The sequence below is a fragment of the Bacillus siamensis genome (assembly GCF_051628075.1).
Taxonomy (GTDB): Bacteria; Bacillota; Bacilli; order Bacillales; family Bacillaceae; genus Bacillus; species Bacillus siamensis.
The window spans coordinates 507567-531946 of sequence record NZ_CP155579.1 but is presented as its reverse complement, the minus strand read 5'-3'; the positions used below and the strand labels follow the sequence as shown (position 1 = coordinate 531946).

General features: G+C 43.0%; 27 protein-coding genes and 1 pseudogene. 11 read left to right on the top strand and 17 right to left on the bottom strand.

Features of this window, described 5'->3' with window-relative positions; all coding sequences use genetic code 11:
• Positions 1 to 122: 122 nt before the first annotated feature.
• Positions 123 to 659 (bottom strand): sugar O-acetyltransferase, encoded by a 537-nt coding sequence (locus ABDB98_RS02825; protein ID WP_060963470.1) that lies wholly within the window; start codon positions 657 to 659, stop codon positions 123 to 125.
• Between the two features lie 170 nt (positions 660 to 829).
• On the opposite strand from ABDB98_RS02825, the gene ABDB98_RS02820 reads away from it, so the two are divergent.
• The 7 genes from ABDB98_RS02820 to ABDB98_RS02790 all read left to right on the top strand — a co-directional run bounded on the left by ABDB98_RS02820 (position 830) and on the right by ABDB98_RS02790 (position 5542).
• Positions 830 to 1867 carry an ROK family protein gene (locus ABDB98_RS02820; protein WP_438421288.1) on the top strand — a complete coding sequence of 346 codons (1038 nt, stop codon included), beginning with the start codon at positions 830 to 832 and terminating at the stop codon, positions 1865 to 1867.
• Positions 1864 to 3078 (top strand): MFS transporter, encoded by a 1215-nt coding sequence (locus tag ABDB98_RS02815; RefSeq protein ID WP_438421287.1) that lies wholly within the window; start codon positions 1864 to 1866, stop codon positions 3076 to 3078. The genes ABDB98_RS02820 and ABDB98_RS02815 overlap by 4 nt, the downstream gene beginning before the upstream one ends.
• Positions 3079 to 3225: 147 nt before the next feature.
• Positions 3226 to 3471 carry a hypothetical protein gene (locus ABDB98_RS02810; protein ID WP_060963473.1) on the top strand — a complete coding sequence of 82 codons (246 nt, stop codon included), beginning with the start codon at positions 3226 to 3228 and terminating at the stop codon, positions 3469 to 3471.
• Positions 3472 to 3488: 17 nt separating this feature from the next.
• The gene (locus ABDB98_RS02805) at positions 3489 to 3857 is read left to right on the top strand and encodes a spore coat protein (protein WP_049627976.1); all 369 of its coding nucleotides are present in this window, start codon (positions 3489 to 3491) and stop codon (positions 3855 to 3857) included.
• Between the two features lie 18 nt (positions 3858 to 3875).
• Positions 3876 to 5012, top strand: coding sequence for a zinc-dependent alcohol dehydrogenase (locus ABDB98_RS02800; protein ID WP_016937106.1), 1137 nt, complete (start codon positions 3876 to 3878; stop codon positions 5010 to 5012).
• A gap of 18 nt (positions 5013 to 5030) precedes the next feature.
• Positions 5031 to 5228, top strand: a complete 198-nt coding sequence (locus ABDB98_RS02795) for a hypothetical protein (RefSeq protein ID WP_003156073.1) — start codon at positions 5031 to 5033, stop codon at positions 5226 to 5228.
• Between the two features lie 14 nt (positions 5229 to 5242).
• Positions 5243 to 5542 carry a spore coat protein gene (locus tag ABDB98_RS02790; protein WP_016937108.1) on the top strand — a complete coding sequence of 100 codons (300 nt, stop codon included), beginning with the start codon at positions 5243 to 5245 and terminating at the stop codon, positions 5540 to 5542.
• A 103-nt stretch (positions 5543 to 5645) separates the two neighbouring features.
• On the opposite strand, the pseudogene ABDB98_RS02785 reads toward ABDB98_RS02790, so the two are convergent.
• The 6 genes and pseudogenes from ABDB98_RS02785 to ABDB98_RS02760 all read right to left on the bottom strand — a co-directional run.
• Positions 5646 to 5792, bottom strand: a pseudogene (locus ABDB98_RS02785) (PLP-dependent aminotransferase family protein); the annotation flags it as partial.
• A gap of 166 nt (positions 5793 to 5958) precedes the next feature.
• Complete coding sequence (locus ABDB98_RS02780) at positions 5959 to 6597, bottom strand: TVP38/TMEM64 family protein (protein WP_060963474.1); 639 nt, start codon at positions 6595 to 6597, stop codon at positions 5959 to 5961.
• Positions 6598 to 6723: 126 nt separating this feature from the next.
• Positions 6724 to 7797, bottom strand: a complete 1074-nt coding sequence (locus tag ABDB98_RS02775) for a sensor histidine kinase (RefSeq protein ID WP_438421285.1) — start codon at positions 7795 to 7797, stop codon at positions 6724 to 6726.
• Positions 7794 to 8480: a response regulator transcription factor gene (locus tag ABDB98_RS02770; RefSeq protein WP_438421284.1), complete on the bottom strand. Its 687-nt coding sequence runs from the start codon at positions 8478 to 8480 to the stop codon at positions 7794 to 7796. The genes ABDB98_RS02775 and ABDB98_RS02770 overlap by 4 nt, the downstream gene beginning before the upstream one ends.
• Positions 8452 to 9060 (bottom strand): class I SAM-dependent methyltransferase, encoded by a 609-nt coding sequence (locus ABDB98_RS02765; RefSeq protein WP_438421282.1) that lies wholly within the window; start codon positions 9058 to 9060, stop codon positions 8452 to 8454. Before ABDB98_RS02765 ends, ABDB98_RS02770 begins: the two co-directional genes overlap by 29 nt.
• 613 nt (positions 9061 to 9673) lie before the next feature.
• Positions 9674 to 10294 (bottom strand): FMN-binding negative transcriptional regulator, encoded by a 621-nt coding sequence (locus ABDB98_RS02760; protein WP_438421280.1) that lies wholly within the window; start codon positions 10292 to 10294, stop codon positions 9674 to 9676.
• A 117-nt stretch (positions 10295 to 10411) separates the two neighbouring features.
• Here ABDB98_RS02760 and ABDB98_RS02755 point away from each other — a divergent pair, with 117 nt between their 5' ends.
• Positions 10412 to 11794 carry a PLP-dependent aminotransferase family protein gene (locus tag ABDB98_RS02755; RefSeq protein ID WP_438421278.1) on the top strand — a complete coding sequence of 461 codons (1383 nt, stop codon included), beginning with the start codon at positions 10412 to 10414 and terminating at the stop codon, positions 11792 to 11794.
• Between the two features lie 30 nt (positions 11795 to 11824).
• On the opposite strand, the gene ABDB98_RS02750 is transcribed toward ABDB98_RS02755, so the two are convergent.
• On the bottom strand, positions 11825 to 13114 hold the full coding sequence (locus ABDB98_RS02750) for a Na+/H+ antiporter NhaC family protein (RefSeq protein ID WP_438421276.1): 1290 nt from the start codon (positions 13112 to 13114) through the stop codon (positions 11825 to 11827).
• A gap of 223 nt (positions 13115 to 13337) precedes the next feature.
• The gene (locus ABDB98_RS02745) at positions 13338 to 13742 is read right to left on the bottom strand and encodes a MerR family transcriptional regulator (protein ID WP_438421275.1); all 405 of its coding nucleotides are present in this window, start codon (positions 13740 to 13742) and stop codon (positions 13338 to 13340) included.
• A gap of 159 nt (positions 13743 to 13901) precedes the next feature.
• Here ABDB98_RS02745 and ABDB98_RS02740 point away from each other — a divergent pair, with 159 nt between their 5' ends.
• Positions 13902 to 14951, top strand: a complete 1050-nt coding sequence (locus ABDB98_RS02740) for an NAD(P)-dependent alcohol dehydrogenase (protein ID WP_060963481.1) — start codon at positions 13902 to 13904, stop codon at positions 14949 to 14951.
• A gap of 54 nt (positions 14952 to 15005) precedes the next feature.
• Here the strand turns inward: ABDB98_RS02740 and ABDB98_RS02735 are convergent, their stop codons facing one another.
• From ABDB98_RS02735 to ABDB98_RS02720, 4 genes are all read right to left on the bottom strand, one after another.
• Complete coding sequence (locus tag ABDB98_RS02735; protein WP_438421274.1) at positions 15006 to 15968, bottom strand: arsenic resistance protein; 963 nt, start codon at positions 15966 to 15968, stop codon at positions 15006 to 15008.
• A gap of 136 nt (positions 15969 to 16104) precedes the next feature.
• Positions 16105 to 16488: a hypothetical protein gene (locus tag ABDB98_RS02730; RefSeq protein WP_029326203.1), complete on the bottom strand. Its 384-nt coding sequence runs from the start codon at positions 16486 to 16488 to the stop codon at positions 16105 to 16107.
• Positions 16489 to 16759: 271 nt separating this feature from the next.
• A complete protein-coding gene (satA, locus tag ABDB98_RS02725; RefSeq protein ID WP_045926968.1) occupies positions 16760 to 17281 on the bottom strand; it encodes a streptothricin N-acetyltransferase SatA in 522 nt (173 codons plus the stop codon).
• Positions 17282 to 17628: 347 nt separating this feature from the next.
• Complete coding sequence (locus ABDB98_RS02720; protein WP_060963486.1) at positions 17629 to 18168, bottom strand: cupin domain-containing protein; 540 nt, start codon at positions 18166 to 18168, stop codon at positions 17629 to 17631.
• 453 nt (positions 18169 to 18621) lie between these two features.
• On the opposite strand from ABDB98_RS02720, the gene ABDB98_RS02715 reads away from it, so the two are divergent.
• Entirely contained in the window at positions 18622 to 19923 is a 1302-nt protein-coding gene (locus ABDB98_RS02715) for a DedA family protein (protein WP_438421273.1), read from the top strand.
• Between the two features lie 180 nt (positions 19924 to 20103).
• On the opposite strand, the gene ABDB98_RS02710 is transcribed toward ABDB98_RS02715, so the two are convergent.
• On the bottom strand, positions 20104 to 21045 hold the full coding sequence (locus ABDB98_RS02710; RefSeq protein ID WP_438421271.1) for a cation diffusion facilitator family transporter: 942 nt from the start codon (positions 21043 to 21045) through the stop codon (positions 20104 to 20106).
• A gap of 220 nt (positions 21046 to 21265) precedes the next feature.
• Here ABDB98_RS02710 and ABDB98_RS02705 point away from each other — a divergent pair, with 220 nt between their 5' ends.
• A complete protein-coding gene (locus tag ABDB98_RS02705) occupies positions 21266 to 21688 on the top strand; it encodes a VOC family protein (RefSeq protein WP_438421269.1) in 423 nt (140 codons plus the stop codon).
• A 178-nt stretch (positions 21689 to 21866) separates the two neighbouring features.
• On the opposite strand, the gene ABDB98_RS02700 is transcribed toward ABDB98_RS02705, so the two are convergent.
• From ABDB98_RS02700 to ABDB98_RS02690, 3 genes are all read right to left on the bottom strand, one after another.
• Positions 21867 to 23213, bottom strand: coding sequence for an FAD-binding oxidoreductase (locus ABDB98_RS02700; protein WP_438421268.1), 1347 nt, complete (start codon positions 23211 to 23213; stop codon positions 21867 to 21869).
• Positions 23214 to 23556: 343 nt separating this feature from the next.
• Positions 23557 to 23868: a hypothetical protein gene (locus tag ABDB98_RS02695; RefSeq protein WP_438421267.1), complete on the bottom strand. Its 312-nt coding sequence runs from the start codon at positions 23866 to 23868 to the stop codon at positions 23557 to 23559.
• Positions 23869 to 24132: 264 nt separating this feature from the next.
• Positions 24133 to 24318 carry a hypothetical protein gene (locus tag ABDB98_RS02690; protein WP_438421266.1) on the bottom strand — a complete coding sequence of 62 codons (186 nt, stop codon included), beginning with the start codon at positions 24316 to 24318 and terminating at the stop codon, positions 24133 to 24135.
• Positions 24319 to 24380: the final 62 nt, after the last annotated feature.

The window sequence follows — 24380 nt, the reverse complement described above, 5'->3', positions numbered from 1 at the left end:
ACGAGATTTTATTCTATTTGTCATCATACCATAAGTGCCTTCTTCTCATCTTCCTCCCCTTCTGTCCTGCATGATGGGTAAAAGAAAAACAGCTTGCGGGATTGTTCGCAAGCTGCTTTTGTTCATATCTTTTTTATGACCTTTCCCGGGTTTCCGGCCATGACGGAATTTGGCGGGACGTCTTTCGTAACAACTGCTCCGGCCGCAATCACGGAATGATCGCCGATGGTGACACCTGCTAAGATGACACAGCTGCCCCCGATCCATACATTACTGCCGATCGTAATCGGTATGCCGTACCCGCTTTTATTTCTTCCTTCCGGCTGCAGAGAATGTCCGGCTGTGTAGATCCCGACATTCGGCCCTATCATGCAGTTATCGCCTATCCGCACTTCAGCCATATCTAAAATGGTGCAATTATAGCCGGCATAAAAATGATCGCCGACATGAATATTGGTTCCGATATCACAATGAAAGTTATGCTCGATACTCGGTTTCTCCCCTGCTGTCCCGAACAATTCTTTGATAATCGCTTCTTTTTTTTCATACGCTTCCGGATCGGTATCGTTTAATTCCCGGACAAGCTTATGCGCCCGGATGTTTTTCTTCCTCAACTCTTCCGTTCCGCGTTCATAATAGATTTTGTTATCAGAACTCATTTTTCGCGCCTCCATTCTTCTTTAATCACCGTATTGCAAGGATACCCTATCTGCCCGGCGATTGAAAACCTTCCATTCATCTCTTTCATCGACTTGACTGATACGGAAATCATATTTTAAACTACTTTTAATAAGTCTTATAAAAAGTGTTTAATAAAGGGGTGCCGAGCATGGCGAACAACATCAATAATACTTCCATCGTAAAGAAAACAAATGAAGAAACCATCATTGAAGCGCTGCAGAAAACAGATGCGGCTACTATTTCCTTTCTCTCTAAACAAACAGGGCTCAGTGCGGCCACGTGCGGAAACATTTTACATGAATTAAAAGAACGCGGCGAAGTAATGGAATCGGGGCCGAGTGCCTCAACCGGCGGAAGAAAAGCAAGGCAGTTTACGTTAAATGCGGACAGTCATTTGGTTCTCGGCATATCCGTTAAAACAGAAGGCGGCATCCATTCGATTGACATTGCACTGGCAGATTGGCACGGTGACTATGTTGAAAAAGACAGCTGTTATTATGAGATCATCAATTATGAAGTTATCGAACGGCTTACTGACGAGTGGATCAGCCGGTTTCCCAATATAAAGGCGATCGGCATGGGTGTTCAGGGTGTGGTCAGCCACGGGGTGATCGGCATTTGTGACACTGAAGAGCTGTGTGATATCCCGATGCAGGAAAGACTTGAAGCCAGACATTCTGTCAAAGTCAATGTAGAAAATGAGATGCATTACGCTTTATACGGCTTTTATCGCGACCAGCAGTATTCCGTCCCGAAAACAATCGCCATGGCCTCATTTGTCAAAGACAATCCTCCGGGAGCGCGCTTCGTCATAGACGGGCGCTTAGTCAAAGGCAATACGCAATTCGCCGGAGAAATTTCTTATATTCCGTTTGAAACGACACGCCAGCAGCAGCTTGAAAAGCTCTATTCACCGGATTCTTTTCCGGAACTGGCTGTAAAGATGACAAGCGCCATCATTTCAATCATCAACCCGCAGGCCATTGCATTTATCGGAGAATTATCAAAAGGCTTGGATATGGAACAGGTTTATGAAGCCTGCTCCGCTTTTGTCCCGAAAGAACACATGCCCGAGCTGATTCTCATAGATGACATTCAGCCCTATTACCAAAAAGGATTGATTGCCATCACATTAACATCTCTGCGTTTTCCGCTTCATTTGGCAGAGAGGGAACTGATTTTATGAGTAAACAGGGCATTCAAAAATGGAAGCTTTCCCTTTTTATTATTTTTTCGCTGCCCGGACTTGCTTTCTCATCCTGGATTTCCCGCACGCCTGAAGTCAGAGAAACGCTGAAAGCCTCGACTTCAGTGATGGGGTTGATTATTTTCGGGCTTGCCTGCGGCTCATTAATCGGCCTGTTAAGCGCCAGCCGGGTCATCTCACGGAAGGGAACCAGATTCGTAGCTCTGATCAGTGTTCTGATTGTCATTATCGGGATATTCGTCATCAGCGCAGGTGTTTTTTCCGCCTTCAAAAGCATCGTATTTGCCGGACTGATCATCTTCGGGCTCGGTTACGGACTTGCGGAAGTAGCCCTTAATGCAGATGGTTCCGCCCTTGAACGCGCCGCCGGGAAAACCATGATGCCCGCATTGCACGCTTCGTTCAGCGCCGGCACACTGATCGGCGCGGGCCTCGCCTCCGCGGCTATTTTATTCAAGGTTCCCGTGCTCGTTCACCTGCTGCTCATTGCCGGAATTGAGTTTATCCTGATTTTTACTTTCTTCCGGTTTCTGCCGGAGGACACCGGGAAAGAAGATGCCGTCTCAAGGCGGCAGGAAGTCTCAAGCGAAAAGCCGGTAAACGTCTGGACAGAGCCGCGCACGCTGCTGATCGGGCTCATCGTGCTCGGAATGGCTTTCGCAGAAGGATCGGCCAATGACTGGCTTCCGCTCACCATGACGGATGGTTTTCATGTGACGCACGCGCAAGGCACGGCGGTTTACGGCGTCTTCCTCACCGCTATGCTGATCGCCCGCATCTTTGGCGGGGCATTTTTAGACCGATACGGACGCGTGCCCGTTCTTCGTCTCTGCACCGCCGTCAGTGTCATCGGACTTTCCCTTGTGATTTTCAGCGGGAACCTCACAGCAGCCGTAATCGGTGTCTTTCTTTGGGGGATCGGCGCCTCCCTCGGCTTCCCGGTCGGCCTTTCCGCAGCCGGCGATGATCCAAAAGGAGCAGTTAAACGGGTCGGAGCAATCTCCTTCGTCGGCTACTGCGCCTTCTTAGTCGGCCCTCCCGTTCTCGGACTGCTCGGTGAAGAATTCGGCCTTGTTCAAGCACTGACGATCGTTCTGATCGGCATCGTGCTCAGCGGTCTCGTCTCCCGTGCGGCAAAACAGCCCGCGCATCAGAAAAACGTTCATGACACCAACAGCCATTCCATGTGAACAAGAGGAAGCGATTGTGCTTCCTCTTTTTTGATGTGCCGTCAGACTTCTTCTCTGCTTTTTTTATAAACAAAATGTGCAAGAATAAAGTCCTTTTCTCAGGGGAAATTAATTACGTAATCGAGAAGAGGAGGTTTAACGATAATTATGGAAAAGCGTGAATTAGCGGCTCACGAGTCGCTTGACTTACATGAAATGATTAACTTCAAGACGCTTTGTGTAGCGAAATCCAAGCTCATGCAAGGGCTTGTGTTTGATCAGGACCTGAAAACGTTAATGGAAAAAGACGTGCAGCAAGCCTCTCAAGACCTGGCTGATTTACAGGCGGTTTATGAACGTGCACCTTTTCAGGCTCCTGTTCCTCAAAACCGGCCGACTTCGATCATCAATTGAAAGGAAGGTAAGCATCATTGAATCATGACCATTTAGATCCAATCAATTCATTACACGTCCCTGAACTCGCAGATACGACATTCGCAATGGATTTTCTTTTACGGGCAAAAGAAGGCGTCAGAAATACCGCCGTCGCTTTAACAGAAACTGCTTCACCTGATGTAAGAGCCTTGCTGCGCAAACAGCTTATGCAAGGAATCGCGATGCATCAGGAAATTACAGACTTGATGGTCAGCAAAAAGTGGTTTCACCCGCATGATCTGAGCGAACAGTATAAACTGGATCAGCTCTCTGCGAAAAATACCCTCATGGTTGGAAACATGAATCTTTTTCCCGTTGAAACGAATAGAAAAGGGATGTTTGACCGCACACCTGATGAACACTAACACTGGAGGTATTACAGCATGAAGGCCGTAACGTATCAAGGAGTTAAAAACGTCGTCGTCAAAGACGTGCCTGATCCGAAGATTGAAAAACACGATGACATGATTATAAAAGTCACAAGTACGGCAATTTGCGGGTCAGATTTACATTTAATCCACGGACTCATCCCGAACTTGCAGGAAGACTACATCATCGGGCATGAACCGATGGGCATCGTGGAAGAAGTCGGCCCCGGCGTGACGAAAGTCAAAAAAGGGGACCGTGTCATTATTCCTTTTAATATCGCCTGCGGAGAATGCACTTATTGTAAAAATCACCTGGAAAGCCAATGTGATCAATCAAATGATAACGGCGATATGGGCGCTTATTTCGGCTATTCAGGGAGTACCGGCGGCTATCCGGGCGGCCAGGCCGAATATTTACGCGTCCCTTTTGCGAACTTTACTCATTTTAAAGTCCCCGAAACATGCGAAGAACCGGATGAGAAACTGAGTGTTATTGCCGATGCAATGACAACCGGCTTTTGGAGCGTTGACAATGCCGGCGTAAAAGCAGGCGATACGGTCATCGTTCTCGGCTGCGGGCCTGTGGGTCTGTTCGCTCAAAAATTCTGCTGGTTAAAGGGAGCGAAACGCGTAATAGCTGTAGACTATGTCAACTACCGTCTCCAGCATGCGAAACGGACGAATAAAGTGGAAATCGTGAACTTCGAAGACCACAAAAATACGGGCAGCTACCTGAAGGAAATCACCAAAGGCGGCGCTGATGTGGTCATTGACGCCGTCGGCATGGACGGAAAAATGACGGACCTGGAGTTCCTCGCCAGCGGATTAAAACTTCAAGGCGGGGCGATGAGCGCTTTAGTCATTGCCTCCCAAGCGGTGCGCAAAGGCGGAACGATCCAGATTACGGGTGTGTACGGCGGCAGATATAACGGGTTTCCTCTTGGCGATATCATGCAGCGAAACGTCAATATCCGATCAGGACAAGCTCCGGTTATCCATTATATGCCGTATATGTTTGAACTGGTATCAACCGGCAAAATTGATCCGGGCGATGTTGTAAGCCATGTCATTCCGCTTAGTGAAGCGAAGCACGGCTATGAGATGTTTGACACGAAAACAGATGATTGCATAAAAGTTGTACTCAAACCTTAGAGAACGGAGGCTACAGAAATGGCCAGCGCCTTACATGAATTACTCGAAATTCAGGAGATGGCTTCTTTTAAGTCACTTTGTCTGACGAAGTCCAAAACCATGAAAGCGCTCGTATCCGATCCGCAGCTGAAAGAAATCATGCAGCAGGATGCGGATACATCAACAAGGCAATTGCAGGAGTTTGCCTCGATTTTATCTGATGCAAAGCATGAATAGGAGATGAATAACGAATGAATCCGATTATGGAATACCTGACGGGGATGGATGCACTGACAGACCAAATTGTCGCAATGGATTTATTGAATTCGGCAAAAAGCGGAGTCAGAAACTATGCGATGGCGGCGACGGAAGCCGGAACGCCTGAAGTGAAAGCGATCCTCACCCGTCACTTAGAAGAAGCGATCGACATGCACGAGCAAATCTCACGCTATATGATGGAAAAAGGCTGGTATCATCCGTGGAACACAGATGAACAAGTCCGGTTTAATTTACAAAATATTGATACGGCGCTCCGCCTGCCCGTCCTATAAATCGTTTTGCTGATGAGACAGCCCCTCTTGCTCAAGCTTCAGTATGTCAAACTGAGAACTGCCTTTACAGCGCCCAGGCAGCTCTCAGTTTTTTTATACCCCCGCGAATTACGTCTAATAATACCGCTCTTTTTTTCCGGTACAGCTTTCTCATTCTGTTGATATGTTTCTGCCACTCCCCGCTTTTGATAAATTGGGCAAGTGTCAGCTGACGGTGGCAGGAGAAGGTCTGTTTATATAAAGAAGCGATTTACGAAAGAGTGGGATGGGGACTTGCGGCGGTGAATGTCGGCGTTATCGCGTGCGTGGCAGCCGCTCGGCGGTTTTCAGCTCATACAGTCCACTCAGAAAACGACGTAACAAAATAAAATCATGTCACCAACGGCAAAAAAGATACCGGGAAACCGATATCTTTTTTATGAAGACTCCTGCTGCTTTTGCTTCATGCGGTTCCACATTCTCACCGTTAAGATTGTAATCAATATAAACGAAACGATCACTAACACAATACCTGTCATTGACTCACTGAAATTGATAACGACAAAGCTGGACAATAGCACCATAGGAATATTTGAAATCAATACAGTTAACATGTAGGCAGAATACCTTAACCCGATTGCTGCCGATAAAAAACAAATCACATCCGTAGGAGCTACCGGACAAATCATCCCCAATGCCAAAAACTTATAATTGTACGCCTCCAATAACACTTTCAAGTCAGGATATTTATCTTCCAGCAATTGAGTCGTTTTTTCGCTGGCGAATTTCTTTGAAAAAAGATAAACCAACGTTTCGCTTATAAACAGTCCCGCCATTGATAATAAAATACTGACCATCGGATCAAAGCATATTCCACCTACAAACATAAGCGTCATGCCGGGAATAAAAAAGAGAAGCCTGACGACCCACAAAGCCAAAAACAGCAGCATCGCGTATTGCACATGCCCTGATATAAAGTCCGTTACATCATTCATATCAAATGACAGCACATCCAGTTCCTTCAAACAATAAACGCCTAAAAACCATATACATAATAAAATCATTTTATTTTTCAATTTCTCCGCTCTCCTCGCTTTCCATCACATCATAAGCAAAAAAAATGAAGAAACAGCCGGTAAAATTCTTAAGTATTCTTAAGTTATTCTAAGAAAAAAGCTTACGGAACGTTTGTCCCGCAAGCTCTAGTCAATCGGGTGTTCAACAGAAAAACGAAGCCATCCGCCGCTGTAATCCGCATGAATACGGCCGCTGTGAAGCTCAACAATTCTCTTTGAAATGGCAAGTCCGAGCCCGGTACCTTGATGACCCGTCCTAGCCTTATCCCCTCTGAAAAACCGTTCAAACAATTGATTGATATCCTCAGCAGGGAGATTTTCGGCCTTGTTTGACACTTGCAAAATTGCTTTTTCATCTTTTATTTCTAGGTTTATGAACAATTCAGATGGTTTGATGCTGTACTTCAGCGCATTCATAAAAAGATTATCATAAACGCGAACCATCTTTTCTATATCAATACAGACGGGAACATGTTCTTCCGTAATTGATTTTCGGACAGTTAATTGTTCCTTTTCAAAAATGGGAATGTACTCTCCGGTGATTTGTTCCAATAGGGCAGACAAGTCTGTTTTGCTGCGGTTCAAAGTAACGTCCGGACTCGATAAATGTGTATATTCAAACAGTTCATCTATTAAATATTTCAGCCTTTGCGATTTTGAATAAATCGTTTCAAGGTACTCCTGAAATTGGGCTTTACTGTTGTATTGTTCTTTTTTAAGCAGATCCAAATATCCGATAATTGATGTTAACGGGGTCCTTAAATCGTGGGATACACTTGAGATCAGCTCACTTTTCGCTCGTTCTAATTGTCTTTCATGTTCAAATTTACTCTCTAATTCTTCGGACATATAATTGATATGTTGTGCAAGCTGTGTCAATTCATCCCTGCTTTCAGTCCTGATGGTCAAGCCTAAATTTCCATTGGCAATATGGTGAACACTCTCAGTAATGTGTTTCAAATATAATATTTTTTTCCGCACCAATAACAAAAAAACCGCAATAAAGGTCAAAATAGCTGCAGTAAATTGAATCAGTATCCTAAAATTAGCGTTTCCCTGGCTCACATCTGTTAAATAATTCATTTTGTACAGATATGAAATAGATAAAATAACAAGAATCAACACACCAAATGCAACAAGATAACTAATTGCGATCGCGATCAGAAGCCTGACAATCAGCTTATTTCCAAACTTCTTCATATTTTGTATCCTGTTCCCCATACCGTTTTGATATAAATCGGATGTTTAGAATCCTCTTCTATCTTGTCTCTGATCTTTGTGATGTGGACCATCACCGTATTGTCCGACTTAAAAAAGTCTTCCTTCCATACCGCCTCATATATTTTTTCAACACTCATGACAATTCCTTTGTTTCTCGAAAGCAACTCCAGAATATCAAACTCTTTCGGAGTCAGCCTGACTTCTTTCCCCCGCACCCACACTTGCCTTGTATCTGTATTCACGGTCAAATCACCGATTTCAATGACGTTCTTCGTGCTGATTGTATCTGTATTGTATTTTTTATACCTTCTCAGCTGCGATTTCACTCTGGCGATCAATTCCAACGGATTAAACGGTTTCGTTAAATAATCATCGGCACCGGAAGCCAGTCCTTGAATTTTATCCATATCCTCCGATTTGGCGGAAAGCATGATGATAGGCAGATTTCGTTCCTGTCTGATCTTCATGCATGCTTCAATCCCATCCATATTGGGCATCATAATATCTAAAATGATCAGGTCAAACTCCTTTTGCTCCAATAATTTTAATGCTTCAGCAGCATCTTCCGCCTTCTGTGTGTCTATTCCTTCATTTTCTAAATAGACAGAGATCAGGTTTCGGATATCTTTGTCATCATCTACGATTAGAATGGTTGTCCCCATATGAATCCTCCCTCTTTTTTTTCGGCAATGAACAGCTGAAAACATAAGCCGGCGGTATATTCCTGATTTCTCTCCTTACTTCTATTTGCGGAAAGAATTGCTCAATCAATGCCTTCTTATATTGAGTATATTGGAACGTAATGAATTCTCCGTTATCTTTTAAGATTTTAGCCGTATTCGTCAAAATATCGGCAGACACTTTTTTTGGAAGGCTTGCAAAAGGAAGTCCGGAGACGACATAGTCGGCATAAGGAATTCCATGCTCCTTCATATGACTCTCAATATGTTCAGCTGATCCATGTACAATAAATAGGTTTTGTTCCTCTTTATATTTTTCTTTCAGTAAAGCATAAAATTCCTCATTTTGTTCTATCAATAAGATCATCGTCCCAGGCTGACGTTTTTCAAGCAGCTTTTTTGTAAATACTCCCATGCCTGGTCCGTATTCAACAATGTATTCAGCTTTATGAAAATCAATTTTTCCGGTCATTTTCTCAGCAAGAAAGTGTGAGCTGGGCAGAACGGCGCCGACAGTTCTTGGTTTGATGATATATTGAAATAAGAATAACAGGCGTTTCATCTTTAATCTCTCCATTTGTTTTGAATTTATAAAACACACTCTACATTCAAAACCTGAAGAAAAAGCGGTAAAAGTTCTTAAGAAATCTTAAGATATAAAAAAAGACGGCGGGATTTGCCGTCTTTTTCAGCTGCCGATTCTTTCAGCAGCGGTAAAACCATGTCATAATATGTTAAGAATTAATTGTGCCATAGGCAGGTGAACACATGAAGAAGTATTTATATAAACACCTTTTGCTGGCTCTGATTTCGTCCGTTTGCTTTTTATTGGTCTTTTATGTGAGTTTAAAAGTGACACAGGAAGACACACCGCCGTTGTCTGATCTGTTTTACCTTTCTATTTATATGTACATCGCAGCCGGTTATTTGACGGTCGGCCTTTTTTCAGCATGTATGACTGATGTTTTGGGGAACCGTTGGACATTGAATAAAACGTCTTTCATTCTATTGAAACTTATCGTTTACTTACTCATAACATATGCTATTTCCCGTTCTTTCTTCGTTTTATCGGCACCGTTGATTTATTTGCTGTTTGAGTCGTTTTTCATCCCGAGAAAACCTTCATAACCAGAAAAAAACATACCCATGCTGCCGGTATGTTTTTAAGATGCGTATCAGTTTTTTGCAGTGATCCGCTTGATGTTTTCTTCCATCAAGCCGGAAATGAGCTGTTCGTTTGTGTGCGGGATCTGTTTGAGCTGTTGTACGACCATTTCCTGTCTAGCGGCTGAATGATTTTGACTCAGCTTCGCCTGCCCCTCTATTTTGCTGATTTTGATTTTAAAGCCTTTTACCCCTTTGTTCATGCCTGACAAGAATTTCGCATCGACATCTTCTAATTTGTACGGGCTGTCGGGGCTTTCGTATTTCAATACGAGATCGCCCATCGAATGCACGGTTTCTTCCTCTTCCAAAAGCTCCGCCTCCCCGTATACATGAACCGCCACATAATTCCATGTAGGAACAGCCTGATTCGTCTCATACCATTTGGGCGAGATATAACAATGAGGCCCTTGAAAAACGGCTAATACATTTTGGCCTTCTATCTCTTTCCATTGGGGGTTCGGCAAGGCAAAATGACCGTATAAGCATTGGTTGTCCTTGCTCATCATCAATGGCAGGTGGGTTGCATACGGCATGCCTCCTGCCGTTGAAAACAGTGCTGCGAAACCATACTCTTTAATAACATCGTACGCTTCAGCTTCACTCAGCTGAAATGGAGCGGGAATATACATAAAAACTCTCCTCTCTGAACCTGGATTGATAAAGTGCTTTCCGCTATAATAAAATATCAACTGACATTTAAAAAGGTACAGTTTTGGATAAATACGCATGTCAGAGGTGAACATCTGATGAAAAATATGATTTTCGCTTTCAAAAGCGACACCCCGAAATACAAACAAATTTACGAGCAATTTAAGACATTGATTGAACAGGGAACGATTCAGGCAAATGAGCGGCTGCCATCCATTCGGGAGCTGGCAGATTCCCTGCGGGTAAGCCGCAATACGACACTGATGGCCTATGATCTGCTTTTCGCGGAAGGATACATTCGCGGCGAAACGCGCAAAGGATATTTTGTAAATGAAATAGAGCTCTCTTTATTTCAGCAAGAAAACGATGTTGTTCACGCAGAGAAAACCGAATCAACTCAGCCGGCTCTGATTGATTTTCGCGCCGGAGCCGTCGATCAAAAGCATTTTCCTCTGAAAACATGGAGAAAATTACACAATCAAGTTTTGACATCAGAGAAAAGCTTTCTGTACGGTGAACCGTTCGGCGAGAGAAATTTGCGTGAACAAATTGCCGTTTATCTCTTGGAATCACGCGGGGTGAAAACAGATGCGGATTCGGTTATCATCGGCAGCAGCACACAGCAGATGCTGATTTATCTCAGCCGGATTCTGAAAGAAGATTTTTCCGGAGTTATCGTGGAAAACCCGGGATTTGACGGTGCCAGAGAGGCATTTCAATTTCACGGGCTATCACTGGAAACGATGCCCGTCTATGAAAACGGAGCTGATTTTTCTCAATTGCATGCAATGAAAGAAAAATTAATCTACGTGACTCCTTCCCACCACAGCCCTTACGGCGTAAGCATGTCCATTCAGCAGCGCCAAACACTGATCAATTGGGTGAATAAAAGAGAGGGATATATTCTTGAAGATGATTATGACAGTGAATTTCGTTATACGCAGCAGCCGTTTCCCGCCCTTGCTTCCATTCAGTCAGACCGGGTGATTTATTTGGGGAATTTCTCAAAATCCTTTCTTCCGGGCATCCGCATAAGCTATATGGTTTTGCCGCAGCGCATTTTGCATCGGTATAAAAAACGTTTCATTCATTTCGAAAGCACCGCTTCTTCGCTTAACCAGCTGACCATGGCTGAATTGATGAAGAACGGGGAATGGACCCGCCATATTAAGCGCATGCGCACTGTCTACAAGCGTAAGATGCAGCACTTAACTTCACATATTAAGCAGCAGTTCGGCGAACAGTTGACGATTATCGGCGAGCAGTCCGGATTGTATATATTGGTGAGAGTTCACTTGAACTGTACAGAAGAAACGTTAATCGAGCGCGCTCTTCAGTACGGAGTGAAAGTATACCCTACCGCCGTTTATTTCGTTGCCGGAAAGCCTGAACCGCCGATCATAAAGTTAGGTTTCGCCCACCTTGATACGGATCAGATTGCACAGGGCGTACAGCTTTTGAAACATGCTTGGCTGACATGAAAGAAAAAAGGCGCCGAACGGCGCCTTTTTTTATTTCGTATTCCTTGTGAATTTCGGCAGGCCAAACATAATGGCGATAATGCCGCAAATTCCGATTAAAACGGGATAGAAAGAGTATGGCAGCATACTGACGGGGGAAATATTCCCGAATTTCCCGGCCGATAACAGCTGCGCGCCGTAAGGAATCAAACCTTGCACCATGCACGAAAAGATATCCAGAATACTTGCCGATTTTCTGTTGTCGATCTTAAATTGATCAGCGATATTCTTCGCAATCGGACCGGCTGCGATAATTGAGATCGTATTATTGGCAGCAGCCAGATTCGTCACGCTGACCAGCCCGGCAATGCCGGCTTCGGCGCCTTTTTTGGAACGGATTCGTTTCGTGATGAACTCCAGTAAAAAGTCGATCCCGCCATTTTGTTTCATCACGCCGACCATTCCGCCGATCAGCATGGACAGGATGATCAGATCGCTCATTCCGGCAACTCCATCCGTAATCGCCTTAAAATAAGAATCAAACGTCAGGCTGCCGCTCGCTAACCCTATGATTCCCGTCAAAACCAATCCGCCGAATATGACAGCCATCACATTAAAACCGATTAACGCGAAGACCAACACGGCGACATAAGGAAGCACGTTAATCCAGCTGTAAGATGCAGCACCCGCATGGCCGGCGTGGCCTGCCGGAATAAAAAATAAGATAATAACGGTTAAAATAGCAGCGGGCAAAACAATCAGAAAGTTCGTTTTGAATTTATCCATCATTTGTGTTTTTTGCGTCCGCACTGACGCAATGGTCGTGTCGGAAATAAAAGAAAGATTATCTCCAAACATAGCTCCGCCGACCACGGCCGCCATCGTAATCGCGCCGGAAATGCCAAGCTCCCCGCTCAAACCGGCGCTGATCGGCGCAACCGCCGCAATCGTGCCCATTGATGTTCCCATCGATATAGAAATGAAACAAGCAATGATAAACAGCCCCGGCAGCAAAAACTGCTGCGGAATAATGCTCAAAGCAAGATTGACAGTTGAATGCACCGCTCCCATCGCTTCAGCCGCTGAAGCAAAGGCACCTGCCAATATAAAAATCATAACCATAATGATAATATCAGGATGCCCCGCGCCGGAAGCAAACCATTCTATTTTTTGATTGAGCGATTTCTTCCGGTTAAATAGCAGCGCAAAAGCTGATGCAATAATCGCGGCAATCAAGATCGGCAATTTATAAAAATCTCCGGTCACCAGACCAGAGCCGACAAAAAGCCCTACGAATAAGACTAAAGGCAATAACGCCCAAGGGTTCTTTTTATTGTTCATCTGGGTAAACCACCTCTTTTCAGCATTAAAGTCGCTAATCACAGTCTAAGCAACATTTCACACTTTAAAAGTCTGCAGTAAAAAAGTCAAGCTGAAAAAAGGATAAGTAAAGATTGATAAGATAGGAAAAACTGTTTTGTTTCCTCACTTTAGAAAATAAAAAAACCAAGGTTCGTTTCCCTTGGTACATTTCATGCGGCCCGGCGCCCGGGACATCTTCTCTTCATTCAGAGATATATTCAACTTTCAATCTGTTTTTAAGTTTCGCTTCATTTTCGAGGATGTCTTCGTAATCCTCAATCTTCCTGTTTAATCGTTTTATAGTTTCATCAATTTCCCTCTGTTTCTCCGTCAGCCTTTTCCTTTCATTTATAAGGATGTTTTTTCGGGGTTCAATCGTATGATCGGCTCCTTCAATAAATAAAGCGGTATATTCATTCAGCGCCTCAATCGACAGCCCGGCATTTCTCATGCATTTTATAAATTGAATCCAATTCACATCATCTTCGTCATAATCGCGGATGCCGCTTTCATCCCGTTTTACCGGAGGGATCAGTCCTATACTTTCATAATACCTAAGCGTCGCGGCTGATAACTCAACCTGCTTTGCAGCCTGCGCAATCTTCATATTCTTACCACCCATCCTTCATCCCTTTCATAAGCGTGCCATTATAGAATATCATTTCATAAAAAAATAAACCAAACCCCTTGACTTAAAGTCCGCTTTAACATTTAAAGTAAAACCAAACAGAGGATTCATCACTTTATCTTGGAAAGGAAGATAACCATGTGCAATAATCATCCGACTCGTGTATTAAGCGCTCCGCATGCAAAAGCTAAATTTGAGCGGACAACGATTGAGAGAAGAGCATTACGGCCGCACGATATCCTGATTGATATTAAGTACAGCGGGATTTGTCACTCAGACATCCACAGCGCATTCGATGAATGGGGCGGCGGAATCTTTCCGATGGTTCCCGGGCATGAAATTGCCGGAGTTGTGGAAGCCGTGGGTGAAGAAGTCACCACATTTGCCGTCGGCGACCGTGTGGGTGTCGGCTGTTTTGTAGACTCCTGCGGGGAATGTGAATACTGCCTTAACGGAGACGAACAATATTGCACAAAAGGCGTTGTTCAGACCTACAATAATCTGGACTACGACGGAAATCCTACGTACGGCGGCTACAGCCAGAAAATAGTTGTCACTGACAGATTCGTTGTCCGGATTCCGGATCAGCTGGATTTGGATGCTGCCAGCCCGCTATTGTGCGCGGGCATTACCACGTATTCTCCGCTGAAACACTGGAATGCCGGTCCCGGCAAAAAAGTGGCGATTGTCGGAATGGGAGGGCTCGGACACTTAGCCGTTCAATTCGCGCACGCTTTAGGCGCAGAGGTCACTGTCCTCAGCCGCTCAATGAACAAAAAAGACGAAGCCCTTGAATTTGGAGCCGATCATTACTTCGCGACAAGCGATCCGGATACATTCACTGAGCTGGCCGGACATTTTGATATCATTTTAAATACGGTATCCGCGAACCTTGATGTAGATGCCTACTTATCCCTGCTTCGCATTGACGGTACATTAGTAAATGTAGGAGCGCCTGCTAATCCGGACTCATACAGTGTGTTCTCCTTAATCACGGGCCGCCGCAGCATTGCGGGTTCACTCGTCGGCGGTATTCCGCAGACTCAGGAAATGCTTGATTTCGCCGCCGAGCACGGCATTGCTCCTAAAATTGAAGTGATTCCGGCCAATCAAGTCGACGAAGCGTACGAACGGGTTCTCCGAAGCGATGTCCGCTACCGTTTCGTCATTGATATTTCAACTTTATAATCATAAAAAAACATACCAATATCCCTTGGTATGTTTTTTCAGTTCAGATTTTTTTTATTTCAGCAGCCATTTGGGCACCGCTTTTATATAAATCAATTCGCCTATCAGTTCAACAATCGTCTGTGTGACGATTACAGCGGCGGCTAATGAGGCCCAAGCATCCGGCAAAGCCAGCGCTAACGGAAGGACTGCGAGAGAATTTCTTGTGCCAGTGCTGAAGATCAATGCTCTTCCTTCGCCGGTATCCAGACGGAACGCATATGCGATAAACCGGGAAACAAACGGCATAATGAGCAGGAATAACAGATAAATCGGAATTACACGTATAATGACCTCAAAATCACTGTATACCTTGCCGATTTGTGTGGCAACGACCGCCAGCAATACGAGAGCCATAAAAGGAACAGGCAGCCACGCCGTCCACTCTAACATCTTTTCTCCAGCCGGCTTCTTATCAGCCCACAATTGTGTCATCACTGCCGCCAGCAGCGGTCCCGCTATTAAACATAAGAATGCTTCCAGAAACGGCCCGGCATGAACAGCCCCTATGACTTCTTTCCCGATAAACAGCCACAAGTATAACGGAAGCAATACCATCTGAACGACGAACAAAACCGGCGTGGAAGCCAGTATTAATTTCTCATTTCCTTTCCCGAGCTGAGTAAAGACGATGACGTAATCAATGCAAGGTGTAAGCAATACTAAACAAACGCCTAATAATATAGGAGGAGATTGAGGAAAAATGGCGGTCAACCCCCATACAACAACAGGCACAGCTAAGAAATTACCAATCAGTAAAGCCGCCATAAACTTGAGGTTTGAGATGGCTTCCCTCAGCTTCAAGAATGGGATCTGAGCAAACATGGCATACATAAGAACAGCGATTAGCGGTGATATTGTCCAGCCCCAGCTGAGTCCTGAATCTTTCCCGGCGACCCCCGCTATTCCTCCGATCACAAGAAACACACCATATATCCAAATTTGCTGATTTTCTAATGTCTCCCTGGTTATTTTCATTGGCTGACACCTCTTCTCCGCCCATTATACCTTCTTTTCTGCCGCTCTTGCATTAAGGTCCTGCCGGAATTAAAAAACACCAAGGGTCTGTGACACTTGGTGTTTTTGGAACGCGAGTTATTGTTGTCAAAACCGCTTATGAAAGTTTACTTGTGTTCTCTGTCCTTCCAACGAATAAGGTGACCGCAACACTGGCTGAACTGACCAAAGTTCCCAGGACAGCAGCAAGAATTGTCAAAAAGCCATTGGGAATCAGAAATCCAATCGGAATGAGCCCCGCAAACGTGAGGACGATAAAACATTGATAGACTCCGGATATGATTCTCACAACCAAACTGCCAAAAAAGGACATGACGAATGGAGGAATGAACAAACATAAGATGATTCCGAGTGAGATCAATAAAATCATAGGCTCGTCAAAAGAAATGACACGATCGCCGGGAGACTCTTCAGCAGCCGCGAATACAGCAAATATAGACATTATCAGCGTAAGAAAAACAAGAAAAAACCTTTTCAGCAACGTTATGACTCCTTTTTTATATAAAATAAAACAAGATAAAGTTGAACCGTCAGCTTTGTTCGGAATTTTTGTATTGCTTCGTATCCGTCACTTTCCTGCGTTCTCTTCTGTAAATACCCGCGTAATATAAGCTCTTAGAACAATCCCCGTTTTTTTACAGTTTCCGCATAATTGTCCCCAAGCATCATCTATATCAATATCAAATTAGGAAATTGAATCACCGATATTCCCCTAAATGTTATACACTCAGCGTTTTGCTTTTTCCAAGCAGTTAAAATTGATAATACCAAAAAATCGCGATCTCATTTGCCGTTGAAAAGTTGGAATAAAGCATAGTATCAACTGCGCCTATTACAAAGCCGTGTTTAGCATAAAAATGACAAGCTGATACATTAATATCTTGTGTTTCAAGCATGAGACCGCAAAAATCATTCTCCTTTGCCCATTCAATCCCTTTATTTAATAATGCCGTTCCAATCCCATTGTTTCGATAGTCCTTTGCAACCGCAATGTCCTCTATCAGCGCATATCCATTCCAATTAGAACGTATCTTAATCCGGCCGATGCAGTTATTTTCATCATAATAAAAAAAGACTGCTTTCCCCTCTTCCTCAACATAACTGACGTCAATTTCGTCATCTTCATATTTCTTAACATAAGGCTTAGAAAATCGTTCCTCAGTATATGTCCAAACATTGTTTTCAAGTGCGGGTATAATTCTCCCGAAAACAACCAGAGGTTCATTTGGTTTATTGAAGTCTTTCATATGAAACGAAGTCATTTTAATGATCATCTCAATCTCCTTCTCAACGAGATTACATTTCATATTTCCCATTATATGTTACTTTGCAAATAAATCAATAACATGTGCAAAATGAACGTAGAAGCTAAAAAAGATGGTCTCTTTCTTTGCCGAAAAGCCTAATCAAGAAGGCCATATTTGGAATCGTGCCGTGGTATTTCGGAGAATTTGAGGCCGTTAAAACCGATTCATTGCCCGCAGCGATCAAAGACCGATTCAAGGGAAATAAATCCAATAAAAAATAAGGCCGATTCATATTAAATCGGCCTTATTTACCGTACTCTTGGGCAGCCAGAATGGCATAATCCCAGTTTGTCAAACCTCCGCAGCATACTATGCTAACCTTCCGCAGCCTCTGCATCTGCCTTAGTCACATGAACCGTACCAAATGGATGGTTGGGAGGCGCATAAATTGAATATAGCTTTAACGGCGTATTACCCGTATTAATCACATTGTGCCAAGTGCCGGCAGGTACAACAATGGCAAAGTCATCATAGACATTTCTTTGGAAAGTTAAATTTTCCTTGCTCCTGCCCATTTTAACGATTCCCCGGCCTTGCTCAATCCGTAAGAATTGATCTACGTGGGGGTGGATTTCCAAACCGATATCTTCCCCAATGCCAATACTCATCAAAGTAATTTGAAAATGTTTTCCTGTCCATAAGGCAGTACGGAACGTATGATTTTGTTTTGCGGCTTTATTGATATTCACAACTAATGGTTTTGATCCGTAATCTTTTAGGAGAAGATTTCTATCTTCGGGTGAAGATCGCAACCCCATGTCATTTGGATAAGCCCAATAAACAGATCTTCCGTCGTTATACATCGGTACATTCACATAATAATAACATTGATGCGAAAAAGGTATATAATACATTTTTCATCCCCGCAATTTTGAATTTTTATGATGTTATCCTATGCTTTTACAGTGAGAATGTGCCACGCTAAGGAATTTACCCCTTATCATGAGTACGACTGAGAAAACATGAACTTCCGCAGGTCACTCACCCATTGTCCCTCAATGATACTGTTCTCTGTTCCAAAAACCGGCTATATGTTGATACGTAATGAGAAGAGGGCGATAAAAATTCGAAGCAATTCATAAACCCGTCAGCTTTACATTAAAAGTTAAAGCTTAAAAAATCGCTTTTAGTAAGCATCGCAATTGCTTGGACTGATGTTATATTTTTTTCGGAATCGGGCATCCTTACTCTATACAATAAACTTGTTCCTATTAAAAACTTACAGTTTCTGAAAATGCTAAACTCACTAAAAAAATAATGATACATTGCGGATCAAGTAACGGTGTTAGACGAATCCGGAGGCGTTTATGTCACATTTAATCACATTATTTGAACAACATAGTTATTTGATTTTATTTTTAGGTATTATTTTAGAGCTTTTAGCTATTCCGATTTCAGCTGAATTGATCATGAGTTATGCAGGGTATTTCGTTTATCAAGGGAAAATGAATTATGTTTTAGCACTGTTAACTGCTTTTATTTCCACGGGCGCAGGAATAACAATTACGTACTGGATTGGCCGACTCGGAGGATATAGATTAATCGAGAGGTATGGAAAGTATGTTCATTTAGGGCCCGAAAGGTATCAAAAAACAGCGGCTTGGTTTCAACGGTCAGGAAGTAAATTACTTGTGTTTGCTTATTTCATTCCCGGGGTCAGGCATTTTGCCGGTTATGTATCAGGAAGTTCCAGAATGTCATTCCAGACATTTATTATTCCTGCTTACATTGGGGCAATTTTATGGGGAAGCTGTTTTATTACTTTAGGGAAATTATTGGGACCTAAATGGGAAACCTTACATCAGGCAGCAAGCAAATATTTAATCATTTTTCTTCTTGTTCTGGCTGTTTTGTTAACGGGATATCTTCTTTTTAGATTTTATAAAATCCAGATTAAAAACTTTTTTATCCAATGGCTGACGAGGTTAACAAATCGATTCAGAACGATAAGAGCCACTGAAATATTCCTTACTTGCCTCACGTCAGTTTTAATTGGATTTGTGATCCTGATGTTTGGCTTAGCTCAGGATTATCTTGCAAATGACGTTGCCCAGTTTAATCAAATTGCGGAATATATCGTTTATACTGCCTTTTATATGGACTGGATGAAAGAATTATTCATTTTTCAACAACCGGCTGCCCTTGCCGGCCTCATTATTTTAACCCTATTAGTCATTTGGTTGAAGAATCAAAATAGGCTGCTGGAGTATCTATTATTGTCGGTTTCCATACTCGGGGGAGCCCCTTTTCGTGAATTTATTATGGAGGCCTTCTCTATCCTTCGAACGATTGGTTTTAAGGGGAAATTTCATTCTGCCGATTTTCCGGATCTGAATGCCGCTATGATGATGATCATTTATGGAACTTGCATATTTTTGCTTGTTCGTCATTCAAACACACATTATGTGACCATTGCGGCTCCTTTATTTGGATTACTGTTATTAATAGGTCTCGCGATTGTAAATATGAAATGGACAAGCGTTCTTCCAAGCGACATAGTGGGCGGATATGTATATGGCGGAGTTTGGATGTTTTTTAACTTCTTGTTGTTTGAACTATTTCGGCTTGTAATCGAAAGGATTAAAGGAGAAAGGCTGAACAAAAAGTGAAATCAAACATTTTATATGAACCATATGTAAACAATAGAAAAGCTCCCTTAACAAGGAGCTTTTCTATGTGCGTGAGCTAAACAATTCTCTGTAAATTTTCTTACCAAGCGTATACATCCCGGAAAGCTTTGGAGCATCAGGAGGCTTTCATCCATCTCTGCATTCAAATCAGATAAAAATTTAATGATGATGGTGGCCGTCCGTCTGCTCAATTTTTGCCTGACAAAGGATTGCATTGTCGTGATCATGCGCTGCTGTTTCCATTTGAATCGTTACATGCGTAATGCCTTTATGCTCAAGCTCATGTTCAATTTTGCGTAAAATATGTTCGCTTTCTGAAATGGTCAGCTGATCGTCAACAACAGCGTGGCAGGAAAGAGCATTCAACCCGCTTGTGATAGACCATATATGTAAATCATGAATATGCTGAATGCCCTCTGTCTCTTCAATCGTATGGATGATGTCAGTCACGTCAATATTTTCCGGGGTTCCTTCCATTAATACGTGAATAGAATCTTTCGTCACATGGTAACCGCTTCTTAAAACAAGAACAGCTACAATGACACTGGCCAATGGGTCTGCCCAGCCCCACCCGAAGAAGATGATAAGCACCGCAGCCAGAATGGCACCTACAGAGCCGAGCATATCACTTATTACATGTAAATAAGCTCCCCTTATGTTCAGGTTATTCTTTGTATCTCCGCCGTTCAGCATAATCCAAGCGACCAATATATTCACAGCTAACCCGATGATACTAATGATAAGCATGCCCGTTGTTGCCACTTCTGGCGGATGAGAGAAACGTTTGATTGCTTCATAAATGATATAAAGGGAAATCAATATTAAGGCAACACCGTTTATCACAGCTGCGAGAATCTCAAATCGTTTATAGCCGAATGTCTTATGATGACTTGCCTTTTTTTCGGCCAATTTAAAAGCAATCAGAGCAACCATTAATGAGATTGAGTCACTCAGCATATGACCGGCATCTGACAAAAGCGCTAAACTATTGGTTACAAATCCGCCTATCGCTTCTATTATCATATAACCTGTAATCACGATAAAAGAGATCAATAAAACCTTCTTATTGGACCCGCCAGCGTGATTGTGATTATGACCCATAAAAAATCTCCTCCTTATCTCATACACTGCATTTATTATTTCTTTTCTGTTATGAAGCATTCTAACATGTACACAAAAATAATCATATATGATTATGTGCTCATATATGAATATATAGGTTCTTTACTGAAATGTCAAAATCTTTTTCTATATGATGCTGCAGCGCAATAATGAAACTTGATATCATTGTCTTATCATCAGCTTGGGAGGTTATATGTTTATGAAACCGCGGGTTACAGTCATCACTTTAGGCGTAGATCATCTGGAACGATCACTTCGCTTCTATCGGGACGGCCTCGGACTGCCTACAGAGGGAATAGTCGGAAAAGAGTTTGAACATGGCGCCGTTGCCTTTTTTGACTTACAAACAGGACTGAAACTGGCCATTTGGAATCGTAAAGACATCGCACATGAGACAAACGTTGCTTTAACTGCACCAAGCCCGGCAGAATTTACATTAGGACATAATGTTACGAGTAAAGCTGAAGTCGATAAAGTCATGGAACAGGCAAAACAGGCAGGAGCAACGATAACTGATCCCGCTCATGATACTTTTTGGGGCGGATACTCCGGTCACTTCCAAGACCCCGATGGGCACCTATGGGAAATCGTTTGGAATCCGCATTGGGATATAACTGAATAACGGAATGTTCATCAGTGAAAAACGGATAGGTCAGAGCAGTGTTTTTCCTGCAAGACCATTCTTGACACATCACTGACGGCAGGGCTAAAAATAAAAACACACCTGAATGTTCTGGTGTGTTCCAACTGGATGAGGTTCAGCACTAAGCGTTTTTATTTTGTGTAACAAAACGAATAAACTATTGATTGGATGGCGGTATGCTTTGCGGAAAACGAAATACATTTTCGGGATCGTATTTCGCCTTTATTTTTCGAAGCCTTGCAAAGTTTGAGCCATAATATGCTTTCCCGAAATTTTCAATATTCTGATCCGGAACATTGACGTATGAACCAGTTACATATGGTTTCACCAGCTGACGCACTCTTTCAACTGATGCAAGGTTCGAGGCTTCTTGTGATTTATTTTCCCAACTGGCATTCCATTCCGTATAAAACAGCGGCCGGCGCCAAAAGAAGGCTGTTTCGCTGCTTGGAACTCTGCTTATCGCACCGCCCCAATTGATAAAAAAGAAATTTGTTTCTGTTCCGGTGGCTTTTTCTAAAAATTGTCTCATCACTGAAATAGGTTTTTCCGGCCAAAGATTTAGCGCCCACGCCGAGGAGAATTTAACACTCTGATCAGATCTTCCCGGGATCGGTTCATCAGGGTCCAGGAAATCTATGCAATCCGGATAGTATAATGTTTTGATAATTGTCCGTGTCGGGGTTCCGGCATTTAATAAAGGATTTAATAATTGAATCAGCTCAGGTTTTGAACCGAGGAACAATCCTTCCGCATGGCACAAGCCATTTACTTTGCTGTAAATCTCAAGGTAGCATCCCAATCGTTCGTCTGTAAACGGCGCCCATTTTTGCCAAGCTTTAAAGACCGTCTCCAACTGCTCCCATGGCCAAATAATATTAAAGACGGTTGCGGTTTTAGGAGCACGGTGAACTTTGAACGTGTATTGGGTATTATATCCGAAGTTGCCTCCCCCGCCGCCTCTGGAAGCCCATAGTAAATCTTCATTGTGAGATTGATTTGCTTGAATGATCCTGCCTTTTGCATCTACCATTTTCAGTGCGAGAAGGTTATCACTTATCAGGCCGATTGATCGTGAAAGCACGCCAAACCCGCCGCCCATCGTAATTCCTCCGATTCCCACTGTCGGACTGTCTCCAAACGGAGCCATAAAACCATCCCGGGCCAATCCTTTCACAAGCGGGCCGACGTGAATGCCGGTTTGAACGGTTGCAATCGCGTTTTTTTCATCTAATAAAACTTTATTCATGTCACTCACATCAATAACTATTCCATCACTTACGACTGAGAGGTTTCTATCCAGAGCATGGCGGCCGCTTCTGACACGCAAAGGCACATTATTCTCACGCGCCCATTTAATCGCATTACTTACATCGTATGAATTTTGTGCAAAAACAAAGACAAGCGGACAGACATCAACATAAGGGTTCCAATTCTTAACCGCCTGTGCATAGCCGGGGTCCCCTTTGAAGATGACGCGCCCTGTTAACTGTGCTGATCCCATCTATTTCACTCCTCATAAACATTTGATTCCGATTCCAGTATATGCAGGGTTTGGACAAATTCTTAGACGGATGATCTGCTGACTTAAAAATAAATAGAAATACGCGAAGATAATATAAAAACACAAAAAAGACAAGAGCGGCAGGTTGCCGAAACTCTTGTCTCTCCTATCTTTTTAATATGATTGGCGTGATATACTGACCCGGCTATGGAAGCTCATAGGAAAGTTTTTGTTTATCCTGCTATGCGCCCTTTTTGCCGCACCAGCTGAGTAATCTTCCTGTTTGATCTCCAACAAGAATCTTTTTCTTTATCGTTTTTGCAGCCTTGGTCCGGAATTTCTCCTATTTTTTCTTCTTGTGTTTACGTTTGCAATCATGTTTTTTCTCTTTCTTATGATGTTTTTTACATTTCGCTTTTGCTGCTGCTTTTGCCGCTTTTACCTTTGCTTCTGCTGCTAGTCTTTCTGCTTCTGCTGCTCTGGCTCTTGCTTCTTCCGCTCTTGCGATTGCCTCTTCCGCTCTTGCTCTCGCTTCTGCTTCTCTTGCAGCTTCTGCTCTCGCTTCGTCTTCCGCCATATCAAAATCATGGCCAAGGTCACAGGCTTCGTCGTATGGTTTTTTCTGAACGTGTTTTTCACCTGGGTTATAATACATGAACGACCACTCCTTCTCATATTTTTTAATCTCTTCATACTATGTATATAAAAGACTCCAGCTTGGACTATTCATTTGGTTAACCAACACATTTCAGCCGCTTTTTTCATTTATCCATACAACAGACTCTGGATGCCTGCAATAAACTTGAAAATAATAAGCTTCGAAAACCACAAAAAAACCAAGGGGCTGAACCCTTGGTTTTTTGTGAGACTGAGAGATGCTGCACGCTGCAGCCTCCTTCTGTACCGACTTTTTTGACTTTTAATTTGCTTGCTGTGTTTGTTTTACCGGTTCTTTGCTAAAAAGTCCAACAATGTTCCACAAGACAACTACTGAAGCTATTATTAAACGAGTAGTGTTCACTTCTTGGTTAGTCCATAATTTATAACCATATATTGATCCCAATGCAACTATACAAAAAATATTGAACCATTTACTCCAACGCAATTAGAAAACTCCTTATCAAATGATAAAATTTCCAAACAATGTATTACAATATTAACAAAATT

Bases quoted from the DNA above. Each gene is read 5' to 3' on its own strand.
- ABDB98_RS02705 (WP_438421269.1), top strand. From the start codon at position 21,266: ATGAAACCGCGGGTTACAGTCATCACTTTAGGCGTAGATCATCTGGAA.
- ABDB98_RS02765 (WP_438421282.1), bottom strand. From the start codon at position 9,060: ATGAAACGCCTGTTATTCTTATTTCAATATATCATCAAACCAAGAACT.
- ABDB98_RS02770 (WP_438421284.1), bottom strand. From the start codon at position 8,480: ATGGGGACAACCATTCTAATCGTAGATGATGACAAAGATATCCGAAAC.
- ABDB98_RS02695 (WP_438421267.1), bottom strand. From the start codon at position 23,868: ATGTATTATAACCCAGGTGAAAAACACGTTCAGAAAAAACCATACGAC.
- ABDB98_RS02755 (WP_438421278.1), top strand. From the start codon at position 10,412: ATGAAAAATATGATTTTCGCTTTCAAAAGCGACACCCCGAAATACAAA.
- ABDB98_RS02740 (WP_060963481.1), top strand. From the start codon at position 13,902: ATGTGCAATAATCATCCGACTCGTGTATTAAGCGCTCCGCATGCAAAA.
- ABDB98_RS02810 (WP_060963473.1), top strand. From the start codon at position 3,226: ATGGAAAAGCGTGAATTAGCGGCTCACGAGTCGCTTGACTTACATGAA.
- ABDB98_RS02800 (WP_016937106.1), top strand. From the start codon at position 3,876: ATGAAGGCCGTAACGTATCAAGGAGTTAAAAACGTCGTCGTCAAAGAC.
- ABDB98_RS02720 (WP_060963486.1), bottom strand. From the start codon at position 18,168: ATGTATTATATACCTTTTTCGCATCAATGTTATTATTATGTGAATGTA.
- ABDB98_RS02775 (WP_438421285.1), bottom strand. From the start codon at position 7,797: ATGAAGAAGTTTGGAAATAAGCTGATTGTCAGGCTTCTGATCGCGATC.
- ABDB98_RS02710 (WP_438421271.1), bottom strand. From the start codon at position 21,045: ATGGGTCATAATCACAATCACGCTGGCGGGTCCAATAAGAAGGTTTTA.
- ABDB98_RS02700 (WP_438421268.1), bottom strand. From the start codon at position 23,213: ATGGGATCAGCACAGTTAACAGGGCGCGTCATCTTCAAAGGGGACCCC.
- ABDB98_RS02735 (WP_438421274.1), bottom strand. From the start codon at position 15,968: ATGAAAATAACCAGGGAGACATTAGAAAATCAGCAAATTTGGATATAT.
- ABDB98_RS02795 (WP_003156073.1), top strand. From the start codon at position 5,031: ATGGCCAGCGCCTTACATGAATTACTCGAAATTCAGGAGATGGCTTCT.
- ABDB98_RS02790 (WP_016937108.1), top strand. From the start codon at position 5,243: ATGAATCCGATTATGGAATACCTGACGGGGATGGATGCACTGACAGAC.
- satA (WP_045926968.1), bottom strand. From the start codon at position 17,281: ATGATCATTAAAATGACTTCGTTTCATATGAAAGACTTCAATAAACCA.
- ABDB98_RS02715 (WP_438421273.1), top strand. From the start codon at position 18,622: ATGTCACATTTAATCACATTATTTGAACAACATAGTTATTTGATTTTA.
- ABDB98_RS02750 (WP_438421276.1), bottom strand. From the start codon at position 13,114: ATGAACAATAAAAAGAACCCTTGGGCGTTATTGCCTTTAGTCTTATTC.
- ABDB98_RS02745 (WP_438421275.1), bottom strand. From the start codon at position 13,742: ATGAAGATTGCGCAGGCTGCAAAGCAGGTTGAGTTATCAGCCGCGACG.
- ABDB98_RS02825 (WP_060963470.1), bottom strand. From the start codon at position 659: ATGAGTTCTGATAACAAAATCTATTATGAACGCGGAACGGAAGAGTTG.
- ABDB98_RS02760 (WP_438421280.1), bottom strand. From the start codon at position 10,294: ATGTATATTCCCGCTCCATTTCAGCTGAGTGAAGCTGAAGCGTACGAT.
- ABDB98_RS02820 (WP_438421288.1), top strand. From the start codon at position 830: ATGGCGAACAACATCAATAATACTTCCATCGTAAAGAAAACAAATGAA.
- ABDB98_RS02815 (WP_438421287.1), top strand. From the start codon at position 1,864: ATGAGTAAACAGGGCATTCAAAAATGGAAGCTTTCCCTTTTTATTATT.